The organism is Paraburkholderia piptadeniae, assembly GCF_900007165.1.
GTDB lineage: Bacteria > Pseudomonadota > Gammaproteobacteria > Burkholderiales > Burkholderiaceae > Paraburkholderia > Paraburkholderia piptadeniae.
In genome coordinates, this window is record NZ_CYGY02000072.1 from 1 (window position 1) to 26,603 (window position 26,603).

A 26,603-nucleotide genomic window follows, 5' to 3' on the forward strand; every position below is an offset into this window, starting at 1 on the left:
GCGGGCATCGGCACGGTCATGACGAGACGTTCGCCGAAGACTATGCGATTGCGCAGCAGGTGTATGGCGAGCATCATGGTCATGCGCATGCACACGACCATACGCACTCGCACGATCACGGTCATGACCACGATCACGCCACCTCTTCGTCAGCCCCGCCAGCGCCTTGCGCGGCGGACTGCGGTTGCGGCTCTTTCTTGCCGCAGCCCGTCAGCGTCAAAGTGGTCAGCGAGAGGCCGATCAACGTCAGTTTTGCGAGATTCTTCAACAGCTTTCTCCTCCATGAATTTCCGGTGAAATTGCGAACTTGACGCCCGCACTGCTCGATTCGCATTCCGAACAGATATTCAAAAACGGTAGCACAGAGGATTGGCCGGTACTGTCAAGATTGGTCAAGCGAACGAACGGCGATGCGCTCGTATATCAGCGGCGCTCGATAGAAACGACGATATATCGATGACTTGGACGCACGAAGCGGAGGTTGCTTTGCTGGCGTATCGAGCGCGCTGGCTCGTACAGGAGGAGATGAGTATTCGATCGCGTCGACGACACGATCTACTGCGGCACGCGATGCGATTCCTTCGTTTCTTCAGGAACCTCGATGCCCCAGTCACCCACCGTGTACCAGTCGTCGCCGAGCAGTTCGATGGGATGCTGTGTTCTGCTTGATCCGTTGCCGCACTGCATCGAATCTTTAGGGCAGTAATGATCGCATCCCCAGCAGATCCGTTCAGGGTGCTTCGGATGCAGTGGAATTTTCTTTGCCATTGTCGAGTCGATTCGTGCAGATCGGAAACACCATCCATGATAGTGCTCGCATGAGCCACAGCCGTGCGACATGATTTCGCAGCAGTCGACGGCAGCCTTTGCAACGAGCGCGCCCACGCGTCGGGCGCGCACAAACAAAAACGGGCTAGCCGAAGCTAGCCCGTCCACCCGCATCGATTCGCGAACCCGTCGATCAGGCCTCGGCCAGTTCCGCCGCCTGAGCCTCTGCCACATCCTCGACGCTCGCGCGGATCAGGTGATCGAACGCAGCCAGCGATGCCTTCGCGCCCTCGCCCACGGCGATCACGATCTGCTTGAACGGCACTGTCGTCACGTCGCCGGCCGCGAACACGCCGGGCACCGAGGTCGCGCCCTTCGCGTCGACGACGATCTCGCCGTGCTTCGACAGTTCGACCGTGCCCTTCAGCCATTCGGTGTTCGGCACGAGGCCGATCTGCACGAACACGCCTTCGAGCTCGACGTGCTTCGACTCGCCCGACGCGCGGTCCGTGTAGGTCAAGCCGTTGACCTTCTTGCCGTCGCCCGTGATTTCCGTCGTTTGCGCCTGCGTGATCACCGTCACGTTTGCGAGGCTGCGCAGCTTGCGTTGCAGCACTTCGTCGGCGCGCAGCGTTGCGCCGAATTCGATCAGCGTCACCTGGCTAACGATGCCCGCCAGATCGATCGCCGCCTCGACGCCCGAGTTGCCGCCGCCGACCACCGCGACGCGCTTGCCCTTGAAGAGCGGGCCGTCGCAGTGCGGGCAGTACGCGACGCCATGGTTGCGGTACTCGCGCTCGCCCGGCACGTTGATCTCGCGCCAGCGCGCGCCCGTTGCCAGCACGATCGTCTTCGCCTTCAGCACTGCGCCGCTCGCGAGGCGCACTTCGTTGATGCGGCCCGGAATCAGCGCTTCGGCGCGCTGCACGTCCATCACGTCGACTTCATAGCTCTTCACGTGCTGTTCGAGCGCTGTGGCGAACTTCGGCCCTTCCGTCTCCTGCACCGAGACGAAGTTTTCGATCGCGAGCGTATCGAGCACCTGGCCGCCGAAGCGTTCCGCGACCACGCCCGTCTTGATGCCTTTGCGCGCCGAATAGATCGCAGCAGCCGCACCCGCGGGACCGCCGCCGACGATCAGCACGTCGAACACGGGCTTCTTCTCCAGTTCCTTCGCGGCGCGCGCGCCGGCGTTGGTGTCGAGCTTCGCGAGAATCTCCTTCACGCCGCTGCGGCCCTGGCCGAACACTTCGCCGTTCAGGAACATCGTCGGCACGGCCATGATCTGACGCGACTCGACTTCGTTCTGGAACACCGCGCCGTCGATCGCCGTGTGGCGGATGCGCGGGTTGATCAGCGCCATGATGTTGAGCGCCTGCACGACTTCCGGGCAGTTCTGGCAGGACAGCGAGAAGTACGTCTCGAACGCGTAGTCGCCGTCGAGTTCGCGGATCTGCTGGATCACGGCATCGTCGAGCTTGATCGGATGGCCGCCCGTTTGCAGCAGCGCGAGCACCAGCGACGTGAACTCATGACCCATCGGAATGCCGGCGAAGCGAATGCCGCCGGCCTTGCCCGGCTCGCCGATCGAAAACGACGGCTTGCGCTCGTCGTCGCCGCGGCGCTCGATCACGCTCACGCGCTCCGACAGCGTTGCGATGTCGTTCAGCAACGCGATCAGTTCCTGCGATTTCGCGCTTTCGTCGATCGAAGCGACGATCTCGATGGGACGGCTGACTTTCTCGAGGTAAGCTTTGAGTTGGGTCTTCAGATTCGCGTCGAGCATGGTGTTTCGGGTCCGTGGCGAGATGGGAATGGGTGTTTGATTCGTGCGCTGCGCGCTTTTTCGACAAAGCGGGTGCGCGGCAGTAAAGCAGTTCGCAAGGCGTGGCCTTGCGGACTGCTTCACGCGGCGCCACTTCATGAGTGGCGCCGCTGAAAGCAGAGGTACAGCGAAGAGCGTGTGGCTTCTGGCGGACTGGCCGCTTAGATCTTGCCGACGAGGTCCAGCGACGGCGTCAGCGTGTCAGCGCCCGGCGTCCACTTGGCGGGGCAGACTTCGCCCGGATGCGCCGCGATGTATTGCGCAGCCTGCACCTTGCGCAGCAGTTCGCCTGCGTCACGGCCGATGCCGTTGTCGTGGATTTCGCACAGCTTGATCTCGCCTTCCGGGTTGATCACGAACGTGCCGCGCAGCGCCAGGCCTTCTTCTTCGATCAGCACGTCGAAGTTGCGCGAGATCGCGAGCGTCGGGTCGGCGATCATCGGGTATTTGATCTTCTCGATCGTGTCCGACGTGTCGTGCCATGCCTTGTGCGTGAAGTGCGTATCCGTCGACACGCTGTAGATTTCAACGCCGATTTTCTTGAACTCTTCGTAGCGATCTGCCAGATCGCCCAGTTCGGTCGGGCACACGAAGGTGAAGTCGGCCGGATAGAACACGACGACGGACCACTTGCCCTTGAAGCTCTCGTCGGTGACGGTCACGAAATCGCCGTTGTGGTATGCGGTGGCCTTGAACGGTTTGACTTGGCTGTTGATGATCGGCATCTGATGCGTCCTCTTCGGTTGAGTTGGGTTGGGTGCTGCGTTGGATTGAAGTATGAAGAAGACGCTGGATTTAATAAATTTGATTGTGACGATTCGATCAATTTAGATTTTCTATCAATCAGCCAAATATGGCCCGAACGCCCGTCAGCCAAGGGAAAGCGCCCGGCACGCGTGCCTTCTGGCGCGGGTAGAATGGCTGCAAAAAGTGTCCACGCAGGGGTTTTCAGCTTGTCCGAGCTTCAACAGGGATTTCTTCTCACCCGCCATTGGCGCGATACGGCCGCCGGGACGGAAATCGAGTTCTGGCTCGCTACCGACGACGGTCCGCGCCACGTCCGCCTGCGCCCGCAGCCGTGTGTCGCGTTCATTCCGGCCTCGCAGCGCGAGCGCGCGCAAGCCGTCTTGCATCGTGAGAAGAACGTCGAACTGCGCGAACTCGATCTGTGCGATTTCAACCATCGGCCGGTGCTGGGACTGTATTGCCCGCAATACCGGCAGCTCATCGCGCTCGAAAAGCGGCTGAAGCAGGGCGGCGTCGACGTATACGAAGCCGATGTGTTTCCGCACGAGCGCTACATGATGGAGCGGTTCATCACCGCGCCTGTGCTGTTCGGCGGCGAGCCGAATCCCGCTGGCGGACCGCTGCTGAACGCCGAGATGAAGTCCGCGAGCGGCTACCGTCCAAGGCTCAAGCTCGTGTCGCTCGACATCGAAACCAGCGCGCGTGCCGAACTCTATTCGATTGCGCTCGAAGGCTGCGGGCAGCGTCAGGTGTACATGCTCGGCCCAAAGAAAGCCGAGGGCTCGGACCTCGACTTCGCGCTCGAGTATTGCGACACGCGCGCGCAACTGATCGAGCGGCTGATCGAATGGTTCGAGCGGCATGATCCCGATGCGATCATCGGCTGGAATCTCGTGCAGTTCGACCTGAAGGTGCTGCGCGATACGGCGGAAGAACATGGCGTGCCGCTGCGCATCGGGCGCGGCGGCGCGGTGATGGAATGGCGCGAGCACGGCCTCAAGCAGAATCATTTCTTCGCAGGCGCGGCGGGGCGGCTGATCATCGACGGCATCGAGGCGCTGCGTTCCGCGACGTGGAGCTTTCCGTCGTTCAGCCTCGAATACGTCGCGCAGGCGGTGCTCGGCGAAGGCAAGTCGATCGACAACCCGTATCAGCGGATGGACGAAATCCAGCGCCGCTTCGACGAAGACAAGCCCGCGCTTGCCCGCTACAACCTGAAGGACTGCGAGCTCGTCACGCGCATCTTCGAGAAGACGGAGCTGCTGCCCTTCCTGCTCGAACGCGCGACCGTCACGGGATTGCCCGCCGATCGCAGCGGCGGATCGGTCGCGGCGTTCACGCATCTGTACATGCCGCGCATGCACCGGCTCGGCTATGTCGCGCCGAATCTCGGCGACGTCGCGGGCGCGGCGAGCCCCGGCGGCTTCGTGATGGATTCGAAGCCCGGCCTCTACGATTCCGTGCTCGTGCTCGACTACAAGAGCCTGTATCCATCGATCATCCGCACGTTTCTGATCGATCCCGTCGGCCTCGTCGATGGCGTGCGCCATCCCGACGACGCGCATTCCGTGCCCGGCTTTCTCGGCGCGCGCTTTTCGCGCACGCGCCACTGCCTGCCGTCGATCGTCGCGCAAGTGTGGGAAGGCCGCGAAGCCGCCAAGCGCGAGAAAAACAAGCCGCTGTCGCAAGCGCTGAAGATCATCATGAATGCGTTCTACGGCGTGCTCGGCTCGACGGGCTGCCGGTTCTTCGATCCGCGGCTCGCATCGTCGATCACGATGCGCGGCCACGAGATCATGCATCGCACGCGAGAGCTGATCGAAGCGAGCGGCTACGAAGTGATCTACGGCGATACCGATTCGACCTTCGTGTGGCTCAAGCACGCGCATGACGAAGAAGACGCGGCGCGCATCGGGCGCGAACTGGTCGGCGAGATCAACGCGTGGTGGCGCGATCACGTGCGCGAGCGATTCGGCCTGGAAAGCGCGCTCGAACTGCAATTCGAGCGGCACTACAAGCGCTTTTTCATGCCGACCGTGCGCGGCGCGGAAGAAGGCAGCAAGAAGCGCTACGCGGGCCTGACGGTGGCGGCCGACGGCACCGAGGAAGTCGTCTACAAGGGGCTGGAAACCGTCCGCACCGACTGGACGCCGCTCGCGCAGCGCTTCCAGCAGGAACTGTATTTGCGCATCTTCAAGCAGCAGCCGTATCGCGATTACGTGCGCGACTACGTGCGGCGCACGCTCGCGGGCGAGTTCGACGATCTGCTCGTCTATCGCAAGCGGCTGCGCCGGCCGCTCTCCGCCTACGAGCGCAACGTGCCGCCGCACGTGCGCGCCGCGCGCACCGCCGACGAATTCAACCGGCAGCGCGGCCGCCCGTTGCAGTATCAGAACGGCGGCTGGATCAGTTACGTGATGACGAGCGGCGGCCCCGAACCGCTGGAAACGCTGCGCTCGGACATCGATTACGAGCACTACCTGACGCGCCAGCTCCAGCCCGTCGCCGATGCGATCCTGCCGTTGCTGCGCGACGACTTCACGACACTCGCGTCAGGCCAGCGACAGCTGTTTTAGGCCATCTGCTCGACGGGCGTCACCGTCAGTTCGACCCGCTGCGTGCCGCGCAGCACGCTCACGTTCACGGCGCGGCCGATCTTGGTGCCGTCGAGCGCACGCTGCAACGTATCGACGCCATCGACGATCTGCCCGTCGATCGCGACGATCGTATCGTCGGTGCGCAGGCCCCCCGATGCGGCGGGGCTGCCCTTGACGATCTCCATCACGCGCACGCCGCTGTCCGATGTCAGATCAAAATAGCGCTGCACGCGGCGCGGCAATGCCGTCGTCATCCCGGCCACGCCCACGTACGCGCGCCGCACGCGGCCATGCGCGAAGATTTGCATGATGACCCACTTGGCCGTGTCGATGGCCGTCGCGAAGCTGATCGACTGCGCGCCCGGAATGATCGCCGTGTTCACGCCGATCACCTGCCCCGCCGAATTGATCAGCGGACCGCCCGAGTTGCCGGGATTGAGCGCGGCGTCCGTCTGGATCACGTCGTAGATCATGCGCCCTGAATTCGAGCGCAGCGAGCGACCGAGCGCGGACACGACGCCCGCCGTGACGGTCTGCTCGAGCCCCAGCGGATTGCCGACGGCAATCGCGATCTGGCCGACGCGCAATTTTCCCGATTCGCCGAGCGCGACATGCGGCAGCGGCTCCGGCGAGCCGATGCGCAGCACGGCCAGATCGCTGTGCGGATCATCGCCGACGAGGTCGGCGTCGAACTTCGTGCCGTCGGCGAGCTGCACGCGGATATGCGTCGCGCCGTGCACGACGTGGCTGTTGGTGAGCAGATAGCCGTCGGGCGTGAAGATGAAGCCGGAGCCGGTGCCCGCGCGCGCGTGACTCTGCGGCGCGCCCGGCACGCGGCGCTCGACGGTGATGAAGACGACGGCCGCCCGCACCCGTTCGAGCGCATCGATGACGGTGCGCGAATAGGCGTCGAGGAGTGCGTCGTCGTCGGACGATTCGGGGGCAGCGGCGCTTGGCGCGGCGCCCGACAGATCGTCGATAAAACGGGGACGGCTTCCCATGAGAAGGCTCCGGATTGGCGAGAGCCAGACATGCGGGCCAAGCAAGCCGTTTTCAAGCGAACGCGGCCGGCGTTGGAAGCCGGCCGCGCGAAAGGGAATGGTGAATTGGCGTCAGATGCGGCGTCAAATGAGCTTCAGATTGCGAATGCGGCCGATGCGCGGCGAGCGTTCGAGAATCAGCTTTTCGATGACTTCAGGCAGCAGCGCCCTCGGAACATTCGATGGCACATCCGACACCAGTTGCGACGGCACATTCACGATGAAGTCGTCGGGGGCAGTCGCGAGGCTGTGCTCGTAGGTAACGCGGTAGTCCATGCTCGGTGTGAAAACGTAAGTGGCGTTGCGGAGTCGTTGCGCGGGGAGAGCCGGGTGTGTCGGGCGCCCGGCCCCGTGATCGTACCTCAGACGCAGCCGCGCCGCCGTCATGTGCGCGAGCGCAACGTGTGGCGCCGAACGCCCGATGCGCACCATTCACTCACGCGCTACCCGTTTCGCATTCTTCCCGTACAGTCGCGCGCGGCGCATGCAATCCGCTTACCGATGCCAGCCGCCATGTCCCCATCCGCCGTGGCCCCAGCAGCAGCTATAGCCGACGCCGACGCTCACCGACGGCGCCGCGTAATAGCCCGGCGCGTAGCCATAGCCGTAATCCGGCGCATACGCGTAACCGTAAGGCGGTGCGACGACGCAGCCCCCCAGCCCGATCGTCGCGGTGACGACGGCTGCCAGCGTCAGTAATTTCTTCATGATCGTTCTCCTTCTCCTTCTGACATTGGAGCAGACGCTGCAGAAACTGTTCGCAAACAGTTGTGACCGCACATTACGGCACGCCCACGGAGCGGGCGTGAGAGCCGTTCACTATTACCCGCGCAATAACGGGCGGCGACGCAACCCAGGGCCAGCCCTTGCAGACCGCGCGATAACAGTTGCTTACTATTCGTCCGAAGCGGAAAAGAGAGCGTGTGTGTGCAAAGCTGGATAATCGCAGCGCTCGATCGCCAGCCTGTTCGCGATCCGATTGGTCAGCGGAATGCGAGGTTGGCGCGATGGTGGCGGAATGGGTCGAGAACCGGCCTCTGTTCGACGAATTGAAAAGGAGTCCCACGGCGCACACTGCAATCGTGCTAGTGCACCGAGGAGCCTGAGATGTCTTACCGATACAACAGAAATCGTGAGTTCGAGACCGGCTCGCCGGAAGCCTCGGTGCCGGAATGCAACAGCGGGTCGGAGTTCGCGCAGGAGGATCTGATGCGCGGCCTGCAACTCGCCTCGGACACCGTGCTGCGCCTTGCCACTCAGACGCACGCCGCCGTGGCGCGCGGCGACGCAGCGAGCGCGGAACTGGCGCGCATGTCGCTCGAAAAGCAGCTCGAGCTGACCACACGCCTGATCGACGAGTTTCTGTTCAACGGCACAGACCATCACACCGTGCATTGACCGGCAGCTATCGCGGCCGGACGAGCAGAACGTAACCGCAGCCCTGTTCTACTGGAATGATCTGAAATGAGCGCTTTGACCATTATTTTTTGCGTCTGGACCCTGCTGGCGTTGTGCGCGGTCTTCTTCATCCGCGGCGCGAGCGCGCGTATCGAACAGCCCGTCGAGGTGAAGGCGGCACGACCGTCGCGCTATTCGATCGCCGAGTAACCCTTACCTCACCCCGGCGAGGGCGCCCGTTGACGCCCTCGCCGCTCCTTTCGCTTTATCGCCATCGCTGGCCCATCGCGCGCAGCGTCGGCAGCAACGCCAACCCTTCCTGCGCAGCCGGCTCTGGCCAGCGCAAACGCTCGACGGTGATTTGCCGTCGCAGCGCCCCCCAAACGCATCGAGCGTATCGTGCCGTTCGCGGTCGATGAAACCGGCGTGCCCGGCGTCGATCAGCACGGTCGCGCGATCTGGAATCTGTGCGAGACAGTGCGTGAGCATCGGCTTCGATAGGCACCGCGCGTCCTTGCGCAACACCAGCAGAAAAGTGATCGTCGTGTCGCGTCAGCGTGAACGTGCGTGAAAGGCTCGCGCGGATCGCAAGCAGCGCGCTCGCCGCGATGCCGAGCCGATGCCAGTCGGCAGGTCCGTCGCCAGCACGCCGGCAATCGTCGCCGCGAACGGCACGATACGGTCACGATGCCTTCGCGCGCCATCGCCGCGAACAATGCGGGCTTCGCGAGCTCATAGCCCGTGTGAATCAGGATCGTCGCGAGACAGGCGAGCGGAATCACGTTCACTCGTGCTTGATCTTAGTCACTCGTGTCACGCTTGATCGGACTGTCGAAGACGTTCAAACGCTGGTGATGCACGTCGGCACCGCGCGCCGAGCGCTACAGCATTTCGATCTGCAAGCAAATGAACCGCAGCGATAGCGGTCCATTCGCACGTTCTTTATTGCGCGCTGACCTCGAACGAATCCACGCGATCGCGATAGAACGCTACGTGTTCCTTGATCGATGCAACGGCATCGTAGGGGCTTTCGTAGGTCCACACGGCATTGACCGAACGCTCGCCGCCGATGGGAATGCTGTAGTAGCTGCACTCGCCCTTGTACGGGCAATACGTCGAATGATCGGTGCGTTCGAGCAGCGACATGTCGACATCCTTGCGCGGAATGTAGAGCACCTCGGGATAGGACGCTTCGTGAAAGGAAAGCGCATCGTTGCTGTCCGCGATCTTGCGCCCCGCCACGGACACGACGACGCGCGATCCGCTCTTTGCAATCGTGATGGGATGATCGGGGCCTGGCACCTTCACTGTCTTGTCCATAACGGTCGTGTCCTTTCGATGAATGAGCGCGTGGCGGAGCGCCAAAGCGTCAGTCGAGTATGGACGCCCGCATTTCGAAGTCAAGGCAAGACCCTGTTCGGCGTAGCTTCTATGGCGCGCATCTGCGCGATTCGCGCACGATTCGTGTGCATATGCATCGACGAAATCGCCCGACAGGCAAGCGAATGCGTCCTGCCCGGCGTCGAAGCGGCCTCATTGTTTGAATTAGATAAATTGAGTGTTCAATTCCGCGGCATTTATCCCGCGATAGCAAGCCGTTAGCATGCTGGCCATGTGACCGGCCATTTTTGCCGGCCGTGACAAGCTTACCGCTACGCTGCCTTGCAGCGTGCAGCCGCTCCGTTCGTTCGCCGCCAGGGCGCAACGACGCGCGGCGCATGCGTTTTCGCCCGCGCGCAAGTGGCCGCTTTTGCGGCTGCGGGCGGCCACCAGAAGCAGAACGTAAGGTTCTGTCTGTGCTATATGGCCGCTTCGAAGGGCCGTGCTTTGAAGAGGAGTCGACGTGAGCAGGATTGGAACTGCAACTGGTACTACGGCCGAACCCAGGCGTCCCGCCCACGCAAACCGGCGTAACAGTGCCGAAGTCGAACTGCGCCGCACACAGGCGCTTTATGCCGACGTCGGACGCGAGGCGGCAAGCGGCGGCTCGGCGCCCGCGAAGCCCGCTCTGCGCGATCCGTGGACGACGACCATCTCGCGGCTAGGCAGGTCCCCTTCTCAGGAGACCAAGGCCGCATCGTCCGACAAATGCGACAACGGCGCCTGCGCAGCGCGCGCAGCTCGTCGCACGGGGAATGCCGAGCGCGCGAGGTCGCAGGCGACATCGGACGAACACAGCGCCGCTGTCATCACCTTCGTCGAACGGTTCGGTGCCAAGTCGGTTTCGATCACGTGGCGCGATTCGACGGCCGGTCGTTACACCGAGCAACTGTGGGTGCGCCGCATCGCGCGCTCGCGCGGCGTGTGCGCGCTGACGGGCGCGGAGATCGTGCGCGGCGATGCCGTCTATGGACCGTTCAGCCGTCCTTCGAGCCGCCCGCGCAACATGTCGCAGATGATTCTCGCCAAACTGCTCGACGACCTTGAGTGATGTGCTGCGCCCTCGAAGAAAAGTAGTCTGCCCTTCCGAAGGTTGCAGACGCAGCGGTCCGCAATTGCTTTGAATACGCGCGTCAGCATCAATGGGACACAGTGAAGTGCGGATCAGCGGCGCGCGGCAGGGAATCGTACAATGTGTGCGCCCTGTCTTCGTCCTCGACCGTTCACACCCAACATGCTTTCGCACGAACCGCTTCAGAAGCTCGACATCATCGCGCCCGATCAGTTCGGCGCGCATCTTCCCGCGCACGTCGCCGCATCGATTACAGGCCGCGACATCGTCGTATTCTCCGTCACCGACGATGCATCGGATACCGCCGACTTCAGCGCCCGCTACGGCTTTCCGATGGAAGACTGCGCGAACACGATCGTCGTTCGCTACAAGAAGGATGGCGGCGAGCATCTCGCCGCGCTGGTGACGCTCGGATCGCTGCGCATCGACGTGAACGGCGCGGTGAAGGCTGCGCTCGGCGCAAAGCGCATTTCGTTCGCGCAGCGCGAGGTCGCGACGGAACAGAGCGCAATGGAGTTCGGCGGCATTACCGCATTCGGTTTGCCTGCGGGCTGGCGGGTTCTCGTCGATGCCGCCGTAATGGAGCGTCAGCAGGTAGTGATGGGCGCAGGCATTCGCAAGGCGAAACTGCTGCTCGCGCCCGCCGTGCTCGAGCAACTCGAGACGGTTGAAATCGCCCGATTGACGTTGCCGCCCGGCGAGACCGCATGACGCAGTCAAGCGCTTGAATTTGCAACGTTATCCCGGCAAGCAGACGCTATCGCCTTCGCGCACTGAACGGCAGACTGCATTCAATGCGCCGCGCGTTCAGTCCGCAATTCCAAGTGCAATCGAACGACCGCAATAGACTGCTATAAGGAAAAGAACGCCGCTCAGCCGAACAGCTTCGCCGCCGTCCTCGCGACAATCGCGCCCTGATGCCGCGCGCCCTCCAGATCGATCGCACTGGGTTGGCGCGAGCCGTCGCCCGATGCAATCGTCGTTGCGCCATACGGTGCGCCGCCGACGATCTCCGTCATGTTCATCATTCCCTGATGGCTGTACGGCAAGCCCACGATGATCAGCCCAAGGTGCATCAGATTCGTGATGACCGAGAAGAGCGTCGTCTCCTGCCCGCCATGCTGCGTCGCCGTCGATGAGAATGCCGCGCCCACTTTCCCGTTCAGCGCGCCGCGCATCCATAGTCCGCCCGTCTGATCGAGAAACGCGGCCATTTGCGACGAGATGCGTCCATAACGCGTCGGCGTGCCGACGACGATTGCATCGTATTGCTCGAGATCGGCCACGGTCGCGACGGGCGCCTGCTGATCGAGCTTGAAATGCGCATTCTTCGCGACTTCTTCGGGAACGGTCTCCGGCACGCGCTTGATGTCGACCTGCGCGCCCGCACTGCGCGCGCCTTCGGCCATTGCTTCGGCCATCTTTTCGATGTGCCCGTACGACGAGTAATAGAGAACGAGAACCTTGGCCATTGCGATCTCCTGAGAAGAGGCGAAGCCGTCGCGCGCTTCGCGTTGAGAAGTAAGCATGTCATCTTGCCGTGCCGCTCACGATACTCCGGACGCGCATCGCATGTCTCGCGAGGGTCCCTTTGCCGAGCAGTGCATTTGCCGTGCTTCGCACAGCGCCTTGCAATGCGCTTTCTCACTCGGGCGTCGGCTCGGCTTCCTTCGCGGACCAGCTGATGCTCGACACGCCCTTCTCCATGCTGATGCGGCTCGCCATCAGCTCGAGCTTCCCCTGGTCCTTTGGATGCATGCGCAACGTCGCCGTCACTTCGATACGCGTCGGATCGTCCTCGAAGTCCTGGCTCGTCAAGCTCTGAAACGACAAAGGCTGCGAGTACATCGAGTTCGACAGCAGCGTGCGTATGTGGATCTCATCCTGTTCGCGGCACACGACAGTCAGCACATACTCGCGCACGAGGTCTGCGTTCGACACGGGCGTCGCGTTGATCGCGCGGCTCACTTCGCGCAGCAGCGTATTGGTCGCGAGCACGACGATGGTGCCCGCGAGCGCGGGCCCGTAATGACCCGCGCCGCACAGCACGCCGACGGCGGCCGAGCACCACAGCGTGGCCGCCGTGTTGATGCCCTGGATCGATCCCTTGTCGCGCATGATCACGCCGCCGCCCAGAAAGCCGACGCCCGACACGACATACGCAGCAATCTGCGTGACGCCCGCGACGCCGTTGCCCGTCAGCATGCCGAGCGTGACGAACAGGCACGCGCCGCTCGCCACCAGCGTGATCGTGCGCAGCCCGGCCGTGCGCTGACGCATCTGCCGTTCCAGACCGATCGCGACGCCGCATGCAAACGCGGCAAGTAGCCGCCAGATGAAATCCGCTGCCATGTCGTTGTTCACAAGCCGAAAGCCGTGGGCCGGGATGATGGGGACGCTATCCTGAAGCCGCCGTATTTCACTACTGTGTTACACGAATATGTTTGGCGGCTATGTCGCGCACCTGTCACGCTTCATCGCGCGCAAGGCGGCAAAGCCTCTGTGCGCCGAAGGCACGCGCCCGCCACTCGCTGAAGACGCGCGAGGCGACCTCACCATTTTTCGGCCCGTTCGACGGTCAGAGTTTCCGAACGACGACCGTTCCTGAGTCAAGTTTCCCGATTTGGCAAACGTTTGCGGATCGCATATCAAGTTCGCCGCGGCCGTGCCGACAAACCGATGTAGCGTCAACGACTTCTGGGAGCGGTTCGTGAAGCAGCTTGCGTTTTGTATGGTTCTCGTCGCGATGGCCGGTTGCGCGCAATTGCCCACGAACACGGCATCGCAGGCAGAAAAGCCGCCCGCGTCGACCGACCTCATCAGCTTCACGATTCCGCCCGATGCGCTCGGCGCCCGCGATCCGCAACTGTCGGCCGTGCTAGCCAAGGCGGGCGCGCTGGCCGCCTCGCAAAAGCAGCCGACGACGATCCTCGTCACCGCCCTCGGCCAGGACCTGCCGTATCTGAATCAGGCCATCTGGCGAGGCGTGCCGCCGCAGCATCCGGCGAAGATCAGCCTGGAGAACCTGACGGCGGGCGCGAACCAGCCGTATAGCGTGTCGATCAGGCCGACGTCCGCGACACCCTCTGCGACACCATGAAGGGAAGCATCGCCATGTTCAGGACCGCTCTCCTCGCGGCGAGCCTCGTGCTCGCCGGCCTAAACCAGGCCGCTCACGCCGGCCAGCCGGCCGTCGCCGGCACGCTGTCGGCAGGCAGCGCGAACGTTGCGCCGGGCATGTCCGGCGTGCCCGCTGCCGACAAGGTCTATCCGCCGCTGCCGACGCTTGCGATGCTGCCGCCCGTATCCGACGACGATGACGAGCCGGTCGTGCCGAAGCGCACCGCGAAAAAGCGCAAGGCGCGCGTCGTCGCCGACGTGAGGCCCACGGCGCCCGCCGCGCGCCTCATCGTCTCCGAGGCTTCGCGCACGTATCTGCGCTCGGTCGAAAAGCAGCTCGAACTCGCCATGGCGAAATAACCGCAACGGAGCGTCCTGTCGTGTCCACTCATGTGTCCACTCACCGGCTTCTTGCGAAGCGCCGCTCGCGCCATCTGCTCAAATGCGCGCTCGCCGCGCTCGCGCTATCCGCGTCGTCGCTGACATGCGACATCGCGCGCGCCGACGACTGCTTCGAACAGGCAGCCGCCTATCAGGGCGTCAATCCGCTGATCCTGCGCGCGGTCGCGTGGCACGAATCGAAGGGCGACGCGAGCGCGATCAATCGCAACGCAAACGGCTCGATCGATGTCGGGCAATTGCAGATCAACTCCGTTCATTTCAGCGACCTGAAGCGCCTCGGCATTCCGCATCGCGCGCTCACCGATGCATGCGTGAACATCTATGTCGCCGCGTGGCTGATCAAGCAGAAGATGGTGAAGTACGGGAACACGTGGCGCGCGATCGGCGCATATCACTCGGAGTCGCCGAAAGAGCGCGATTCCTACGCGCGCAGCATCCAGAAGATTCTCGTCGCATGGGGCGAACTGCTGCCCTCCGCGCGATGAAGGCCGCGCTGAAGGCCGGTTAAGGCGCCTGTCACACGACTATTTGCGTGACTTCGTGAGCCGGTGCCCGAGACCGAGATTGGTTGCGATCTGCCACGTATAGACACGCGAGTAGCTGACGCCGAACCGCGCGCGTATCAGTTCGCGCAGACGGTTGCTGGTCCACGCGTCGGAGGGGAAACCGTGAACGCTCGCGGGCCCGCTCAACGCGGACGCGATCCATCGCATCGCGGCTTCGTCGAGTACCGACGAACGGCCGCCCACGCTCATCTGCCTCAACGAATCCAACCCGCCCTCGTTCAGCAGCGCGCGATATTTGCGCACGGTGTTTTCCGAGATGTGCAGTTGCGCGGCGACGTCGCTGATCGACGCGCCTTCCATCAGCATCCTGCCCGCGGCGAGTCTGCGCATGACGGTCGGCAATTCTTCGTTTCGTGAAGGCATGAGCGACCTCGTCGATGGTCAGAACACGAACGCCCGGGTCGCCAGACGACGGACATGGCGCAACAAATGCAAAGCATTTAAAAGACCGATATATCTTTAGAGACCGCCTGTGTCTCTCGCCCGTGAAATTTCATGAGCACCAGAAAATCATTTAGCGATTTTATTGCGGGATATCCAACAAAAGAAAATCTGTATCCATTTTTGTAAACAATAACCCGCCCTCGTATTTTTAGTGAGTTCGGATGTTTTCTTGAACTTACCGAAATCGTTTGCTAGCATGCTGTAACCATTACTGCATCGTATTGACTCGAGCCTCACGGCCCACACCCTGTACGTGTGTCTGCTCCGTTTTCATAAGAAGAACGTTGTGCGGCAATGCGTTTATTTCAGCGTGCAATACCTTAGCCGGCCGTCTATTGCAAGCCAGCCGGCATAATCCGTCGCGCCTGTTTTATTTGCTTTTTGAAAAGCGACGAGGGCTTGCTTTAAAAAACAAAATACGCATCGAGCAATTGAATTACATCAGGCCATATTGGCAATAAAACAGTTTCGCTGATAAAAGGCAAAGCGGACTATTTGCACTATTTGCAACACGCCCGTCGCGCGGCATTCGATTCCTCGCGCGACGGCGAATTCTCACGCGTGGAGGGCAACATGGAAGTGGAACGGGTTGAACGTATCGTCGTGGCGTTGCGACGCGCCGCCGAGCACGAGCGGCTCCTTACCTATCAGCGATTCCACGCGATGTTCGGCGCGAGCGATCCGCTCACTGCGCGCTATGACGCACTGGAGCGAGCGATTGCCTCGCTCGGGGAAGTATCGACGATCGACTACGGCGTGCTGCTTGCGCTCAGCAACGGCCTGCCCGGCCCCGACTTCTTCCGCCGTTTCCAGAAGCATCGCTACAACGACTACGTGGCCGTGATGGGCCCGCCCATTCACCGGCAGTCGATCAAGCGCAAGCGGATGCTGGTGGAAGCGGAACGGCGCCGCGTGTACGACGACGCGAGACAAAAGGCAGCAAGCCACGCGACCGAAACAGCGTGACCACTAAAACCGCCACGGCCCCGCACAGGACGATTGGCCCATTCAACGCACGAAAGAGGAGTTTCACATGCAACGTGTAGTTCGCGGTTCGATTCGCATTCTGACCATCGCTGCGGCTTGCGCGGCGCTGGCCGCGCCCGCCATCGAGGCGCGCGCGCAGGACAATCCGGCATCTTCGCCCGCCGCGAACGCGGTCGGCACAGCTGCCGTCGCCGAAGTGACCGCGCGCGTCACGCATATCGACACCGCCAGGAACGAGGTGACGATCCGCGGCCCGCGCGGCAACTCGACGATCATCGAAGTCGATCCCGATGTCGGCGACGTGAAGAAGCTGAAGGTCGGCGATCAGGTCCACATCTCGTACAAGGGTGCGCTGCTGATGTCGGCGGACAAGGTCGACACGAAGGGCGTGCGTTCGCGCGTCGAGTCGCAGTCGACCACGCCCGTGGAAGGTGGCGCGTCGACGCAGAAGCAGAACATCGAAGTGGTCGCGACCGTGCAGAAGATCGACCACAAGAAGCGTGAGGTGACGCTGCGCGGTCCCAACCGCAGCGTGATCCTGCAAGTCGCGCCCGACGTGCCGCTCGACAAGATCAAGGTCGGCGACAGCGTCCGCGCGAACTACGTCTCGGCGACGGCCATCCAGATCACGCGCGACGGCACGCCGATTCAATAACGAAGCGCTGACGTCGATTGGCCCGTCTTGCCCTCGCAGCGAGACGGGCCAGCTTCGGCACCCCATGCGCTTGCATCACGGTCACTGCGATGCCCATCGAACCCTGGAACTCTCCGAAGCGCCAAGCACGCCGCAAGATGATCTGGAGCAAGGCGCACGTCGTGCTGGCGGCAATCGGCACGCTGTCGGCCGTCGTCGGCATCGCCGTTGCGATCAACGGCGGGCTTGAATTCAACCGCACGAAAGTGTTCGTCGGCGTCGGCATCATCGTCGTGTCGACGATCCTCTATGTGTCGATGCTGTTCGTCGACGACTAGCACGACATCGCGGCTCGCTCCACGGATGGAGTCGAGCCGCATGCGCGTGGCGCGGCTTACGTGCGCCGGCCGAGCGCTTCTTCGATCTTCCTGTCCGTCTTGTACTGGCTCAGCGCATACACCGACCAGATCGCGGCGGGCAGCCAGCCGATAATCGTCAGTTGCAGCACGAGGCAGATGATCCCCGCGATCGGACGGCCAATCGTGAAGAACTGGAACCACGGCAAGATCAGGGCAAGCAACAGGCGCATAACATTTCCTTGGGCATTGACTTAGGTTTGAACACTTCGATCACACGTTGCGGCGCACGTGCACTGCCGTGCCGTAACAGAGCACTTCCGTGACGCCCGAGCCGATCTCGGTCGCATCGTAACGCATGCCGATGACAGCGTTCGCACCGAGCGTCTCGGCTTCCGCGACCATGCGCTCGTACGCGTCCCGCCGCGCCCGCTCGCACAGCGACGTGTACAGCGAGATATTGCCGCCGAAGATCGTCTGCAGCCCCGCGCCGATCGCGCCCACGACCGAACGCGAGCGCACGATGATGCCGCGCACGATGCCAAGCGAGCCGTCGACGGTGTAGCCGGGCAAGTCGAAAGTCGTGGAAACCATGTTTCGTTCGATCATGTCGCTCCTTTCGTGTCGAGTAATTGCATCGGGTTCAACGGGAACATGCACGGCGGCACGCACGGCACGGAATCAGCAGGACGCGGAGATCAACGGCCCGCCGCCCACAACAGCGAGAGCCCCGACGACAGCATCAGCCCGTCGACGACCAGCCTGAACGTGCCGGGGCTCATGCGCACGACGATGCGGCGCGCGCAGAACGCGCCCGCCATCAGCGCGGAGCCGACGATCAGCCCGTCCAGCACGACGTGAACGGGCAGCGCGCCGAAGCGGCCGAACGTCATCACCTTGGCCACATACACGCCGACCGAACCGGCCGCTTCCGTCGCGAGGAACGCGCCCTTCACGAGACCATAGCCCATGAACACGGGCACCGTGATCGGGCCCGTCGATACGACGATGCCCGTGAGAAAGCCGATTGGCGCGCCGATCATCGCCAGATGCCATACCTTGAGACCGATCGAGCGGCGCGTGAGCCAGCGGCGCACCGGCACCATCGCGACGAAGAACAGGCCGAGCGCGATCTCGACGGCATGCGGCGGCAGCGCGAGCAGCGTGCGCACGCCGAGCGCCGCGCCCGGCACGGCCGTCGCGCAATACGCACCGCAAGCGCGCCAGTCGATTTCGCGCCACCACGCGAGCACCTTGCCGACGTTGCCCATGATCGCCGCAATCGCCATGATGGGCACGGCCTGCTGAGGGTCGAACATCATCACGAGCACAGGCATCAGCAACATCGACGAGCCGGTGCCGATCACGCCGCTCAACGTCCCCGCCGCCAGGCCGACGGCCAGTACCAACAGATAACCCACGCGTATCCCCGGAAAATGCGCTGGCGCCATCCTACGCGAAAACAACAGCATAGCAACCGCGTTACGGACAACGGCAGCTATGGTGAAGCCGTGCGCGCGCAACGGCAACGAGCCCGTCGCATGGCGAACCCTCCAGGGTGCAGGCACAATTGCAACATCACATTGAACACAGGTAATACGAACGATGATCCGCGATCAGGAAACACTGTCCATTCTTCTCGATTCGCTGTCGCGCTTCGTGCGCGAGCGTCTCGTGCCCGCCGAAAACGAAGTCGCCGAAACGGATGAGATTCCGGCTGCCATTGTCAGCGAGATGCGCGAACTCGGTCTCTTCGGTCTGTCGATTCCGGAAGAATACGGCGGCCTCGGCCTGACGATGGAAGAAGAAGTGCTCGCCGCATTCGAGATCGCCAGGACATCGCCCGCGTTCCGCTCGCTGATCGGCACGAACAACGGCATCGGCTCGCAAGGGCTCGTCATCGACGGCACCGAAGAGCAGAAGCGCCACTATCTGCCGAAGCTCGCATCGGGCGAACTGATCGCATCGTTCGCGTTGACGGAGCCGAATTCGGGTTCCGACGCCGCATCGCTGCGCACGACGGCCGTTCGCGACGGCGATCATTACGTGATCAATGGCACCAAGCGCTTCATTACCAACGCGCCGGAAGCGGGCATCTACACGGTGATGGCGCGCACGAACCCGGACATCAAGGGCGCGAGCGGCATCTCGGCGTTCATCGTCGAGAAGGGCACGCCGGGTCTGTCGCTCGGCAAGATCGACAGGAAGATGGGCCAGAAAGGCGCGCATACCTGTGACGTGATCTTCGAGAACTGTCGTGTGGCTGCAGCGAACATCATCGGCGGCAAGGAAGGCGTCGGCTTCAGGACAGCGATGAAAGTGCTCGACAAAGGACGCCTGCATATCTCGGCGATCTGCGTCGGCGCGGCCGAGCGCATGCTCGACGATGCGCTGCGTTACGCGATGGAGCGCAAGCAGTTCGGCCAGCCGATCGCAGAATTCCAGCTTGTGCAGGCGATGCTCGCCGACAGCCGCGCGGAAATCTACGCCGCGCGCTCGATGGTGCTCGATGCCGCGCGCCGCCGCGACAACAAGGAGGATGTGTCGACGGAAGCGTCGTGCTGCAAGCTCTTTGCATCGGAGATGTGCGGACGTGTCGCGGATCGCGCGGTGCAGATTCATGGCGGCGCGGGCTATGTGTCCGACTATGCCGTCGAGCGCTTCTATCGCGATGTGCGCCTCTTCCGCATTTACGAAGGCACGTCGCAGATCCAGCAGCTCGTGATCGCGCGCAACATGATTCGCGACGCAAGCCGTTGATGCATCGATCACGCTGACTTGGCGCAACAAGTGGACGGCGCATGACGTCCACTCTTTCATTTCGCCCCCGCGGGCAGGCACCGCTTTTCTGTTTGCCAGAAAAAACATCCCGACCTAAACTGCTTTGATGACGCAACGCAGCAAGCCTCTTCGCGCGCGTATCGCGCGTCCGATGGCCGCATTCATACTCGCGTCATGCAACTGCCATCTTTATCGCTGATCTTGATCGAAGCCGCGCCTCGATGAGGCGTGTTGAAGTCTCGCCCTGGTTTGAGGCGCGAGACCCAGTGCAACGATGCACGCCTGGTGTACGAGTTCGATGTACACGCGATGCGTGCTGGTGCGCATCGCATGGGCCCGTGGCACCGACTCTTTGAGGGAGTTCGAAGCGACCATGAATCAGTCTCTCCCGACATCCGTTTCGCCCAGCTTTTCCATTCCGCCGATGCCCTTCGCGTCGATGCCGGGCAATCTGCTGACGCAAGCGTCCGCCTACGCGATCGACGCGTGGCAGCGCAGCGTGTTGTTTGCCGACGTGATGCGCGAGCGCGGCAATCAATATCAGTCGCACTTGCAGGAACGCGTGCCCAACGTGCTCGACTTCGACAGGGAACTGATCGTCGACGGGCGGCAGTTGCCGCGCCCCGTCAACTACGGCCTCGTTCGCATCGTGCCGCCCGCTGACCTGAAGCCCGACCGCGATCTCGTGGAGGGACACGATCCCGGCCGTCTGCGTCCATTCGTCGTCGTCGACCCGCGCGCGGGACACGGCCCGGGCATTGGCGGCTTCAAGCGCGAAAGCGAAATCGGCGCCGCGCTGCGCGCCGGGCATCCGTGCTATTTCATCGGCTTTTTACCCGACCCCGTGCCGGGACAAACGGTCGAAGACGTGATGCACGCCGAAGCGACGTTCCTCGAAAAAGTGATCGAGCTCCATCCCAACAGTCCCGGCAAGCCCGCCGTGATCGGCAATTGCCAGGCAGGCTGGCAGGTGCTGATGACGGCCGCGATGCGCCCCGAACTGTTCGGTCCGATCGTCGTCGCGGGCGCGCCCGTCTCGTATTGGGCCGGCTGGCGCGGCAAGAATCCGATGCGTTATTCGGGCGGCATGCTGGGCGGCTCGTGGCTCACGGCGCTAACGGGCGATATCGGCGACGGCCGCTTCGACGGCGCGTGGCTCGTCGAGAACTTCGAGAACCTGAACCCCGCCAATACGCTGTGGACGAAGCAGTACAACCTCTACGCGAACATCGACACGGAAGGGCCGCGCTATCTCGGCTTCGAAAAGTACTGGGGCGGCCACGTGTTCCTGAACGCGGGCGAAATGCAGTACATCGTCGACAACCTGTTCGTCGGCAACCGGCTCGTCAAAGGCGAGATCGTGACAACGGACGGCGTGCGGCTCGACCTGCGCAATATCCGCTCGCCCATCGTCGTGTTCTGCTCGTATGGCGACAACATCACGCCGCCGCCGCAGGCGCTCGGCTGGATCAGCGATCTCTATCGCGACGACGCCGATCTGCTCGGCCACGATCAGACCATCGTCTACGCGACGCACGACAGCATCGGCCACCTCGGCATCTTCGTGTCGAGCAGCACGGGACGCAAGGAGCATCGCGAGTTCGTCAGCAATATCGATCTGATCGACCTGCTGCCGTCCGGCCTCTATGAAGCCCACATCGGTGCGAAGACGGAAGCGACCGAGCATACGGATCTCGTGATCGGCGATAACGTGCTGTCGATTTCGCCGCGCACGATCGCCGACGTGCGCGAGATCGTGCAGCCCGATCCGGAAAGCGACCGGCGCTTCGCAACGGCCGCGTATCTGTCGCGCTTCAATCTCGGGCTGTACCGCAGCATCATGCAGCCGTGGGTGCACGCAGGCGTGACGCCGTGGATGGCCGATTTCGCGAGCAAGCTGCATCCGCTGCGCGTGACCTACGAGTTGTGGTCCGATCGCAATCCGCTTGCCGCGTCGGTTGCGCAGGCTGCGCAAAGCGTGAAGGAAGCGCGCGCGCCCATCGACGCCGACAATCCGTTTCTGCAGATGCAGACGTTCATGTCGAACGCGATCGAAGCGTCGCTCGACTACTATCGCGACATGCGCGACGCCGCCGTCGAGCAGATGTTCGAAACGGTGTATGGCGCGCCATGGCTGCAGGCGTTCGCGGGGCTTCCGCCGCGCACGGACGGCGAGAAAGCGGCGGCATTGACGGAACCCGGCGACACGGAAGAGCGCGAAACGTCGATCGTCGCCGAGCACGCGCGTCTGCGCAACGACATGACGGAAGGCGGCCTTCTCGAAGCGAGCGTGCGCGCGCTGCTCTACGTAAAGCGCACGCACGGCGAAGCAGACGAGCGCCGCTTCAATCTCGCGCGCGAAATGCTCAGCACGCTTTCGGATCAGGGCATCCTGGCGTTCAAGCACATCGTGCGCGAGCAGGCCGCATTGCTGCGCCTCGACACCGAGGCCGCGATCGAAGCCCTGCCCGGCTTGCTGGCCGACGCGCCGGCCACGCACATCCGCAACGCCGCGCGCGACATCGACAAGATCAGCACGACGCTGCCGCTCGACGACAACGAGCGCGCCGATCTCGCCCGCGTGCTGACGATTTTCGAATCGGCGTCGAAGAAGAAAACCGCGCGGCGCACGGAAGCGGGCCAGCAGGTCGAATGAAGGATGCATCGATGCAGCGCGAGCGGGCGGCCACAGCCCGCCGCGCGCATCGGGGAGCAGGCTCGCTTTACACACGATGGCACACTCGAGGGCACACATCATGGAACCCCAGCGGGAACACAAGCGCGACAAATACGAGCGTCTCGTCGCCTTTGCTGCAAACCTTCCGCCGACGCCGACGGCCGTCGCGCATCCTTGCGATCACGATTCGTTGTCGGCCGTCGTCGAAGCGGCGCGCCTCAAGCTGATTGCGCCGATTCTCGTCGGACCGCGCGCGAAGATCGAGGCGGCCGCGAAGGAAGGCGAGCTCGATCTCGGCGACCTGCCTATCGTCGATGCGCCGCACAGCCACGCGGCCGCGGAATGCGCGGTGTGCCTCGTGCACGAAGGCAAGGCGCAGGCGCTGATGAAAGGCTCGCTGCACACGGACGAGCTGATGGGCGCCGTGGTCGCGCGCGCGACGGGCCTGCGCACCGAGCGGCGCGTGAGCCACTGCTTCATCATGGACGTGCCGGGCCGCGCAGATCCCCTCATCATCACGGACGCCGCCGTCAACATCTCGCCGACGCTCGACGAAAAGCGCGACATCGTACAGAACGCAATCGACCTCGCGCATGCGCTGCGTTTCCCCCAGGCGCGCGTGGCGATCCTGTCGGCGATGGAAACGATCAACTCGAAAGTGCCGTCGACACTCGAAGCCGCCGCGCTGTGCAAGATGGCCGATCGCGGACAGATCACGGGCGGTGTTCTCGACGGCCCGCTCGCGCTCGACAACGCGATCAGCGAAGAGGCCGCGAAAATCAAGGGCATCGTGTCGCCCGTCGCGGGCCACGCGAACGTGCTGGTCGTCCCCGATCTCGAAGCGGGCAACATGCTCGCGAAGAGCCTCACGTTTCTCGCGGGCGCGGACGCGGCCGGCATCGTGCTCGGCGCGAAGGTGCCCATCATTCTGACGAGCCGCGCCGACTCGGTGATCACGCGGCTCGCTTCGTGCGCGGTCGCGTCGATGGTCGCGCTCGCGCGGCGCGAGCAGCCCGCGGCCGCCATCGTCTGAGAACGTTTGAGGAACCGGCATGGACGTCATCCTCGTCATCAACGCGGGTTCGTCGAGCATCAAGTTTCATGCGTTCGCCGTGAACGGCGCGCAGCTCGATCCCATCGCGGGCGGCAAGATCGAAGAGATCTACTCGAATCCGCATTTCATCGCGAAGCGGCAAAGCGGCGAAGTGCTCGAAGACAAGAGCTGGCCCCAAGGCGAGCGGCTCGGGCATGACAACGCGATCGCGTTTCTGCTCGACTGGCTGCGCAGCCACGGCGAGGGCCGCGCAACGTTACGCGCGGTCGGCCATCGCGTCGTGCATGGCGGCGACCGCTATTCGGAGCCCGTGCGCATCGATGCGCATGTGATGGAAGAACTCGAAGCGCTCGTGCCGCTCGCGCCGCTGCACCAGCCGCACAATCTCGCGGCGATCCACTCGATCATGGCGCGCAACGCAAACGTGCCGCAAATCGCATGCTTCGATACCGCGTTTCATCACACGCAGCCCGCCGTCGCGACGCGCTTTGCGCTGCCGCCCGACATCACGAGCCGTGGCGTGAGGCGTTACGGCTTTCACGGGCTGTCGTACGAATACATCGCGAGCGTGCTGCCGGATCGCGACGAACGCGCGGCGCAAGGCAAGACCGTCGTGCTGCATCTCGGCAACGGCGCGAGCATGACGGCCCTCGATCGCTGCAAGAGCATCGCGAGCACGATGGGCTTCACGGCCGTCGAAGGGCTCGTGATGGGCACGCGCTCGGGCAGCCTCGATCCCGGCGTCGTGCTGTGGATGCTCGAAGAAGCGAACATGGATGCGCGCTCGATCGAATCGCTGCTGTACAAGCGCTCGGGCCTGCTCGGCGTATCCGGCATTTCGAGCGACATGCGCGAGCTGCTCGCGAGCAACGACCCGAGAGCCGCCGAAGCCGTCGAGCTGTTCTGCTACCGCATCTCGCGCGAGCTCGGCTCGCTCGCGGCGGCGCTCGGCGGACTCGATGCGATCGTGTTCACGGCAGGCATCGGCGAATACGCGGACGCCGTGCGCAAGCGCGTGTGCGAGCTGGCGGCGTGGCTCGGCGTCTCGCTCGACGAAGCGGCGAACGCACGTCACGGTCCGCTCATCAGCGACGCGAAGAGCACCGTCGACGTCTGGGTCATTCCCACCAACGAAGAATTGATGATCGCCCGGCACGTGCTCAGCCGGCTGGAGGATTAAGCATGGACAAGCCAACGGGTCAGCCGCTCGCGCAGCGCAAGGTGCTGATCATCGGTATCGCCAACGAGCACTCCATCGCGTATGGCTGCGCGCGCGCGTTTCGCGAACTCGGCGCGGAGCTGGCCATCACGTATCTGAACGACAAGGCGAAAGCCTATGTCGAGCCGCTCGCGCAGGAACTTGGCGCGTCGATGCTGCTGCCGCTCGACGTGTCGAAGCCCGGCGAGCTCGAAGCCGTCTTCGACGCGGTCCGCGACACATGGGGACGGCTCGACGTCGCCGTGCATTCGATCGCGTTCGCGCCGAAAGCCGATCTGCAAGGCGGCTTGCTGAACAGTTCGGCGGAAGGCTTTTCAGTGGCAATGGATATCTCGTGCCATTCGTTCATCCGCATGGCGCGCCTTGCCGCGCCGCTGATGGACGAAGGCGGCTCGATGTTCGCGATGAGCTACCTGGGCGCGACGCGCGTCGTGCCGAACTACGATCTGATGGGCCCCGTGAAAGCGGCGCTCGAAGCGTCGTGCCGATACCTCGCGCATGAACTCGGGCCGAAGCACATCCGCGTGCATCCGATTTCGCCGGGGCCGCTGAAGACGCGCGCCGCGTCCGGCCTCAAGGACTTCGATCTGCTGCTAAACGAAGCGGCCGAGCGCGCGCCCATCGGCGAACTTGTCGACATCATGGACGTCGGCTATACGTGCGCGTTCCTCGCGACACCGTACGCGCGGCGCGTGACGGGCAACACGGTGTTCGTCGACGGCGGGGTCAATATCATCGGCTGAATGCGGGGCGTCGTTCGATAACGGCACCCCGCTTCCCCGTGTAAACCATTTACGCCTGACGGGCGTTGTACTTCTGCACTCAACCGCGCCCCTCGGCTGACGCCGGCAAGAACATCTCATAACATGATGGATCTTGCGCGGCCGCCCGCAACGGTATATGCGCTTCAGTCAACGATCCGAAAGCAACACGTAGTCGAAATGAACGATGCGTCGCATAAGATAACTTCCGCCTCTTCTTCGTCGAAAACGCACGCCGTGCCCACGCCTTCCATCATTCCCAAGCAGGACAACGCGCAGGACGCGGCCTCCGCCGCGCGCGAAAACAAGGTCGCGCATGGCGGCACGCCGTGGACGATGTTCGCGCTGTCGGCGATCGGCCTGCTGGTCGGCGCGTTTGCCGTGATCGGACCGGAACACGTGTCGGTGGCCGTCGCCAAGACGTTGCTGACGGTCGGCTGCCTGGTGGTCGCGGCGCTCGCGGGCATCGTCGTGGCGGATCTTTCCAGAAGGCAATGACACCCCTCCGCACCAGCGCGGCGCATTTCATGCTACACAAAGTGGTGCACCGCACCACTTTTCTGGTATACTCACAGATTCACTTTTTTCGCACGCGTCGAATTGCGTCCTAACTGGAAGGCACTGCGCGGAAGGTCCAGCGAACGCACTGGCATTTCAGTGCGCTTCGGCGGCCCCCAGCGCATCGTTCCGCGTCAATCGATTCGTGCAACACCCCGCCCTCCCTCACGATCCGACAGGTCACGCTGCCTGCCGCGCCCGTGCGCGCGGGGAAGCG

32 protein-coding genes and 1 pseudogene are annotated in these 26,603 nt (G+C 63.3%); 19 read left to right on the forward strand and 14 right to left on the reverse strand.

What is annotated here, in order from left to right; translation table 11 throughout:
- Positions 1-137, forward strand: a pseudogene (gene ureE / locus BN2476_RS48735) (urease accessory protein UreE); the annotation flags it as partial.
- On the opposite strand, the gene BN2476_RS49395 reads toward ureE, so the two are convergent.
- From BN2476_RS49395 to ahpC, 4 genes are all read right to left on the reverse strand, one after another.
- Positions 134-268, reverse strand: a complete 135-nt coding sequence (locus tag BN2476_RS49395) for a hypothetical protein (protein ID WP_268957984.1) — start codon at positions 266-268, stop codon at positions 134-136. The pseudogene ureE and the gene BN2476_RS49395 sit on opposite strands and share 4 nt — an antisense overlap.
- A gap of 287 nt (positions 269-555) precedes the next feature.
- Entirely contained in the window at positions 556-768 is a 213-nt protein-coding gene (locus BN2476_RS34200; RefSeq protein WP_087738621.1) for a DUF3079 domain-containing protein, read from the reverse strand.
- 193 nt (positions 769-961) lie between these two features.
- On the reverse strand, positions 962-2,554 hold the full coding sequence (ahpF, locus tag BN2476_RS34205) for an alkyl hydroperoxide reductase subunit F (protein WP_087738622.1): 1,593 nt from the start codon (positions 2,552-2,554) through the stop codon (positions 962-964).
- A gap of 200 nt (positions 2,555-2,754) precedes the next feature.
- Complete coding sequence (ahpC, locus tag BN2476_RS34210; RefSeq protein ID WP_087738623.1) at positions 2,755-3,318, reverse strand: alkyl hydroperoxide reductase subunit C; 564 nt, start codon at positions 3,316-3,318, stop codon at positions 2,755-2,757.
- Positions 3,319-3,546: 228 nt separating this feature from the next.
- On the opposite strand from ahpC, the gene BN2476_RS34215 reads away from it, so the two are divergent.
- On the forward strand, positions 3,547-5,916 hold the full coding sequence (locus BN2476_RS34215) for a DNA polymerase II (protein ID WP_087738624.1): 2,370 nt from the start codon (positions 3,547-3,549) through the stop codon (positions 5,914-5,916).
- On the opposite strand, the gene BN2476_RS34220 is transcribed toward BN2476_RS34215, so the two are convergent.
- From BN2476_RS34220 to BN2476_RS34230, 3 genes are all read right to left on the reverse strand, one after another.
- Positions 5,913-6,938: a S1C family serine protease gene (locus BN2476_RS34220; protein ID WP_087738625.1), complete on the reverse strand. Its 1,026-nt coding sequence runs from the start codon at positions 6,936-6,938 to the stop codon at positions 5,913-5,915. The two genes, BN2476_RS34215 and BN2476_RS34220, sit on opposite strands and share 4 nt — an antisense overlap.
- Positions 6,939-7,061: 123 nt before the next feature.
- Positions 7,062-7,253, reverse strand: a complete 192-nt coding sequence (locus BN2476_RS34225) for a hypothetical protein (RefSeq protein WP_087738626.1) — start codon at positions 7,251-7,253, stop codon at positions 7,062-7,064.
- A 219-nt stretch (positions 7,254-7,472) separates the two neighbouring features.
- On the reverse strand, positions 7,473-7,685 hold the full coding sequence (locus BN2476_RS34230) for a hypothetical protein (protein ID WP_087738627.1): 213 nt from the start codon (positions 7,683-7,685) through the stop codon (positions 7,473-7,475).
- Between the two features lie 399 nt (positions 7,686-8,084).
- Between BN2476_RS34230 and BN2476_RS34235 the strand changes: the two genes are divergently transcribed.
- Both BN2476_RS34235 and BN2476_RS47335 read left to right on the forward strand, forming a co-directional pair.
- A complete protein-coding gene (locus tag BN2476_RS34235; protein WP_087738628.1) occupies positions 8,085-8,375 on the forward strand; it encodes a hypothetical protein in 291 nt (96 codons plus the stop codon).
- A gap of 66 nt (positions 8,376-8,441) precedes the next feature.
- Complete coding sequence (locus BN2476_RS47335) at positions 8,442-8,585, forward strand: hypothetical protein (protein ID WP_162849284.1); 144 nt, start codon at positions 8,442-8,444, stop codon at positions 8,583-8,585.
- A 732-nt stretch (positions 8,586-9,317) separates the two neighbouring features.
- Here the strand turns inward: BN2476_RS47335 and BN2476_RS34245 are convergent.
- Positions 9,318-9,695: a DUF427 domain-containing protein gene (locus BN2476_RS34245; protein WP_087738629.1), complete on the reverse strand. Its 378-nt coding sequence runs from the start codon at positions 9,693-9,695 to the stop codon at positions 9,318-9,320.
- Between the two features lie 18 nt (positions 9,696-9,713).
- On the opposite strand from BN2476_RS34245, the gene BN2476_RS45885 reads away from it, so the two are divergent.
- From BN2476_RS45885 to BN2476_RS34255, 3 genes are all read left to right on the forward strand, one after another.
- On the forward strand, positions 9,714-9,977 hold the full coding sequence (locus BN2476_RS45885) for a hypothetical protein (RefSeq protein WP_143811110.1): 264 nt from the start codon (positions 9,714-9,716) through the stop codon (positions 9,975-9,977).
- Positions 9,978-10,218: 241 nt separating this feature from the next.
- Positions 10,219-10,806 carry a DUF3331 domain-containing protein gene (locus BN2476_RS34250; protein WP_087738630.1) on the forward strand — a complete coding sequence of 196 codons (588 nt, stop codon included), beginning with the start codon at positions 10,219-10,221 and terminating at the stop codon, positions 10,804-10,806.
- Between the two features lie 183 nt (positions 10,807-10,989).
- Positions 10,990-11,538, forward strand: a complete 549-nt coding sequence (locus tag BN2476_RS34255; RefSeq protein WP_087738631.1) for a YbaK/EbsC family protein — start codon at positions 10,990-10,992, stop codon at positions 11,536-11,538.
- A 161-nt stretch (positions 11,539-11,699) separates the two neighbouring features.
- On the opposite strand, the gene wrbA is transcribed toward BN2476_RS34255, so the two are convergent.
- Both wrbA and BN2476_RS34265 read right to left on the reverse strand, forming a co-directional pair.
- A complete protein-coding gene (gene wrbA / locus BN2476_RS34260; RefSeq protein ID WP_087738632.1) occupies positions 11,700-12,299 on the reverse strand; it encodes an NAD(P)H:quinone oxidoreductase in 600 nt (199 codons plus the stop codon).
- A 172-nt stretch (positions 12,300-12,471) separates the two neighbouring features.
- Positions 12,472-13,179: an MgtC/SapB family protein gene (locus tag BN2476_RS34265; protein ID WP_087738675.1), complete on the reverse strand. Its 708-nt coding sequence runs from the start codon at positions 13,177-13,179 to the stop codon at positions 12,472-12,474.
- A gap of 379 nt (positions 13,180-13,558) precedes the next feature.
- Between BN2476_RS34265 and BN2476_RS34270 the strand changes: the two genes are divergently transcribed.
- The 3 genes from BN2476_RS34270 to BN2476_RS34280 are packed head-to-tail and all read left to right on the forward strand — an operon-like array spanning position 13,559 to position 14,834.
- The gene (locus BN2476_RS34270; RefSeq protein ID WP_087738676.1) at positions 13,559-13,927 is read left to right on the forward strand and encodes a hypothetical protein; all 369 of its coding nucleotides are present in this window, start codon (positions 13,559-13,561) and stop codon (positions 13,925-13,927) included.
- 14 nt (positions 13,928-13,941) lie between these two features.
- A complete protein-coding gene (locus tag BN2476_RS34275; protein ID WP_087738677.1) occupies positions 13,942-14,307 on the forward strand; it encodes a hypothetical protein in 366 nt (121 codons plus the stop codon).
- 32 nt (positions 14,308-14,339) lie between these two features.
- Entirely contained in the window at positions 14,340-14,834 is a 495-nt protein-coding gene (locus tag BN2476_RS34280; RefSeq protein WP_087738633.1) for a lytic transglycosylase domain-containing protein, read from the forward strand.
- Between the two features lie 39 nt (positions 14,835-14,873).
- Here BN2476_RS34280 and BN2476_RS34285 read toward each other — a convergent pair whose 3' ends face one another.
- Entirely contained in the window at positions 14,874-15,278 is a 405-nt protein-coding gene (locus tag BN2476_RS34285) for a helix-turn-helix domain-containing protein (protein ID WP_087738634.1), read from the reverse strand.
- Positions 15,279-15,932: 654 nt separating this feature from the next.
- Here BN2476_RS34285 and BN2476_RS34290 point away from each other — a divergent pair.
- The 3 genes from BN2476_RS34290 to BN2476_RS34300 all read left to right on the forward strand — a co-directional run bounded on the left by BN2476_RS34290 (position 15,933) and on the right by BN2476_RS34300 (position 17,318).
- Positions 15,933-16,325, forward strand: coding sequence for a hypothetical protein (locus BN2476_RS34290; protein ID WP_087738678.1), 393 nt, complete (start codon positions 15,933-15,935; stop codon positions 16,323-16,325).
- Between the two features lie 67 nt (positions 16,326-16,392).
- Positions 16,393-17,001 (forward strand): copper resistance CopC family protein, encoded by a 609-nt coding sequence (locus BN2476_RS34295; protein ID WP_087738635.1) that lies wholly within the window; start codon positions 16,393-16,395, stop codon positions 16,999-17,001.
- A gap of 89 nt (positions 17,002-17,090) precedes the next feature.
- Positions 17,091-17,318 (forward strand): DUF2964 family protein, encoded by a 228-nt coding sequence (locus BN2476_RS34300; RefSeq protein ID WP_087738636.1) that lies wholly within the window; start codon positions 17,091-17,093, stop codon positions 17,316-17,318.
- Between the two features lie 56 nt (positions 17,319-17,374).
- Here the strand turns inward: BN2476_RS34300 and BN2476_RS34305 are convergent, their stop codons facing one another.
- From BN2476_RS34305 to BN2476_RS34315, 3 genes are all read right to left on the reverse strand, one after another.
- Positions 17,375-17,569 carry a YqaE/Pmp3 family membrane protein gene (locus BN2476_RS34305; RefSeq protein WP_087738637.1) on the reverse strand — a complete coding sequence of 65 codons (195 nt, stop codon included), beginning with the start codon at positions 17,567-17,569 and terminating at the stop codon, positions 17,375-17,377.
- 40 nt (positions 17,570-17,609) lie between these two features.
- Complete coding sequence (locus BN2476_RS34310; RefSeq protein WP_087738638.1) at positions 17,610-17,945, reverse strand: YbjQ family protein; 336 nt, start codon at positions 17,943-17,945, stop codon at positions 17,610-17,612.
- An 89-nt stretch (positions 17,946-18,034) separates the two neighbouring features.
- Complete coding sequence (locus tag BN2476_RS34315; RefSeq protein ID WP_087738679.1) at positions 18,035-18,757, reverse strand: sulfite exporter TauE/SafE family protein; 723 nt, start codon at positions 18,755-18,757, stop codon at positions 18,035-18,037.
- A gap of 184 nt (positions 18,758-18,941) precedes the next feature.
- On the opposite strand from BN2476_RS34315, the gene BN2476_RS34320 reads away from it, so the two are divergent.
- The 6 genes from BN2476_RS34320 to BN2476_RS34345 all read left to right on the forward strand — a co-directional run bounded on the left by BN2476_RS34320 (position 18,942) and on the right by BN2476_RS34345 (position 26,326).
- Entirely contained in the window at positions 18,942-20,096 is a 1,155-nt protein-coding gene (locus BN2476_RS34320; RefSeq protein WP_087738639.1) for an acyl-CoA dehydrogenase family protein, read from the forward strand.
- Between the two features lie 394 nt (positions 20,097-20,490).
- On the forward strand, positions 20,491-22,773 hold the full coding sequence (locus tag BN2476_RS34325; protein ID WP_087738680.1) for a DUF3141 domain-containing protein: 2,283 nt from the start codon (positions 20,491-20,493) through the stop codon (positions 22,771-22,773).
- A gap of 100 nt (positions 22,774-22,873) precedes the next feature.
- Positions 22,874-23,827, forward strand: coding sequence for a phosphate acetyltransferase (locus BN2476_RS34330; RefSeq protein ID WP_235851089.1), 954 nt, complete (start codon positions 22,874-22,876; stop codon positions 23,825-23,827).
- Positions 23,828-23,846: 19 nt separating this feature from the next.
- On the forward strand, positions 23,847-25,028 hold the full coding sequence (locus tag BN2476_RS34335) for an acetate/propionate family kinase (RefSeq protein ID WP_087738641.1): 1,182 nt from the start codon (positions 23,847-23,849) through the stop codon (positions 25,026-25,028).
- A gap of 2 nt (positions 25,029-25,030) precedes the next feature.
- Complete coding sequence (gene fabI, locus BN2476_RS34340; protein ID WP_087738642.1) at positions 25,031-25,810, forward strand: enoyl-ACP reductase FabI; 780 nt, start codon at positions 25,031-25,033, stop codon at positions 25,808-25,810.
- 255 nt (positions 25,811-26,065) lie between these two features.
- Positions 26,066-26,326 (forward strand): hypothetical protein, encoded by a 261-nt coding sequence (locus BN2476_RS34345; protein WP_235851090.1) that lies wholly within the window; start codon positions 26,066-26,068, stop codon positions 26,324-26,326.
- Positions 26,327-26,603: the final 277 nt, after the last annotated feature.

Excerpts from the sequence above, each read along its gene's own strand:
- BN2476_RS34200 (WP_087738621.1), bottom strand. The coding sequence starts at position 768 with ATGGCAAAGAAAATTCCACTGCATCCGAAGCACCCTGAACGGATCTGC.
- ahpF (WP_087738622.1), bottom strand. The coding sequence starts at position 2,554 with ATGCTCGACGCGAATCTGAAGACCCAACTCAAAGCTTACCTCGAGAAA.
- ahpC (WP_087738623.1), bottom strand. The coding sequence starts at position 3,318 with ATGCCGATCATCAACAGCCAAGTCAAACCGTTCAAGGCCACCGCATAC.
- BN2476_RS34220 (WP_087738625.1), bottom strand. The coding sequence starts at position 6,938 with ATGGGAAGCCGTCCCCGTTTTATCGACGATCTGTCGGGCGCCGCGCCA.
- BN2476_RS34225 (WP_087738626.1), bottom strand. The coding sequence starts at position 7,253 with ATGGACTACCGCGTTACCTACGAGCACAGCCTCGCGACTGCCCCCGAC.
- BN2476_RS34230 (WP_087738627.1), bottom strand. The coding sequence starts at position 7,685 with ATGAAGAAATTACTGACGCTGGCAGCCGTCGTCACCGCGACGATCGGG.
- BN2476_RS34235 (WP_087738628.1), top strand. The coding sequence starts at position 8,085 with ATGTCTTACCGATACAACAGAAATCGTGAGTTCGAGACCGGCTCGCCG.
- BN2476_RS47335 (WP_162849284.1), top strand. The coding sequence starts at position 8,442 with ATGAGCGCTTTGACCATTATTTTTTGCGTCTGGACCCTGCTGGCGTTG.
- BN2476_RS34245 (WP_087738629.1), bottom strand. The coding sequence starts at position 9,695 with ATGGACAAGACAGTGAAGGTGCCAGGCCCCGATCATCCCATCACGATT.
- BN2476_RS45885 (WP_143811110.1), top strand. The coding sequence starts at position 9,714 with ATGAATGAGCGCGTGGCGGAGCGCCAAAGCGTCAGTCGAGTATGGACG.
- BN2476_RS34255 (WP_087738631.1), top strand. The coding sequence starts at position 10,990 with ATGCTTTCGCACGAACCGCTTCAGAAGCTCGACATCATCGCGCCCGAT.
- wrbA (WP_087738632.1), bottom strand. The coding sequence starts at position 12,299 with ATGGCCAAGGTTCTCGTTCTCTATTACTCGTCGTACGGGCACATCGAA.
- BN2476_RS34265 (WP_087738675.1), bottom strand. The coding sequence starts at position 13,179 with ATGGCAGCGGATTTCATCTGGCGGCTACTTGCCGCGTTTGCATGCGGC.
- BN2476_RS34270 (WP_087738676.1), top strand. The coding sequence starts at position 13,559 with ATGGTTCTCGTCGCGATGGCCGGTTGCGCGCAATTGCCCACGAACACG.
- BN2476_RS34275 (WP_087738677.1), top strand. The coding sequence starts at position 13,942 with ATGTTCAGGACCGCTCTCCTCGCGGCGAGCCTCGTGCTCGCCGGCCTA.
- BN2476_RS34285 (WP_087738634.1), bottom strand. The coding sequence starts at position 15,278 with ATGCCTTCACGAAACGAAGAATTGCCGACCGTCATGCGCAGACTCGCC.
- BN2476_RS34290 (WP_087738678.1), top strand. The coding sequence starts at position 15,933 with ATGGAAGTGGAACGGGTTGAACGTATCGTCGTGGCGTTGCGACGCGCC.
- BN2476_RS34295 (WP_087738635.1), top strand. The coding sequence starts at position 16,393 with ATGCAACGTGTAGTTCGCGGTTCGATTCGCATTCTGACCATCGCTGCG.
- BN2476_RS34300 (WP_087738636.1), top strand. The coding sequence starts at position 17,091 with ATGCCCATCGAACCCTGGAACTCTCCGAAGCGCCAAGCACGCCGCAAG.
- BN2476_RS34305 (WP_087738637.1), bottom strand. The coding sequence starts at position 17,569 with ATGCGCCTGTTGCTTGCCCTGATCTTGCCGTGGTTCCAGTTCTTCACG.
- BN2476_RS34310 (WP_087738638.1), bottom strand. The coding sequence starts at position 17,945 with ATGATCGAACGAAACATGGTTTCCACGACTTTCGACTTGCCCGGCTAC.
- BN2476_RS34320 (WP_087738639.1), top strand. The coding sequence starts at position 18,942 with ATGATCCGCGATCAGGAAACACTGTCCATTCTTCTCGATTCGCTGTCG.
- BN2476_RS34325 (WP_087738680.1), top strand. The coding sequence starts at position 20,491 with ATGAATCAGTCTCTCCCGACATCCGTTTCGCCCAGCTTTTCCATTCCG.
- BN2476_RS34330 (WP_235851089.1), top strand. The coding sequence starts at position 22,874 with ATGGAACCCCAGCGGGAACACAAGCGCGACAAATACGAGCGTCTCGTC.
- BN2476_RS34335 (WP_087738641.1), top strand. The coding sequence starts at position 23,847 with ATGGACGTCATCCTCGTCATCAACGCGGGTTCGTCGAGCATCAAGTTT.
- fabI (WP_087738642.1), top strand. The coding sequence starts at position 25,031 with ATGGACAAGCCAACGGGTCAGCCGCTCGCGCAGCGCAAGGTGCTGATC.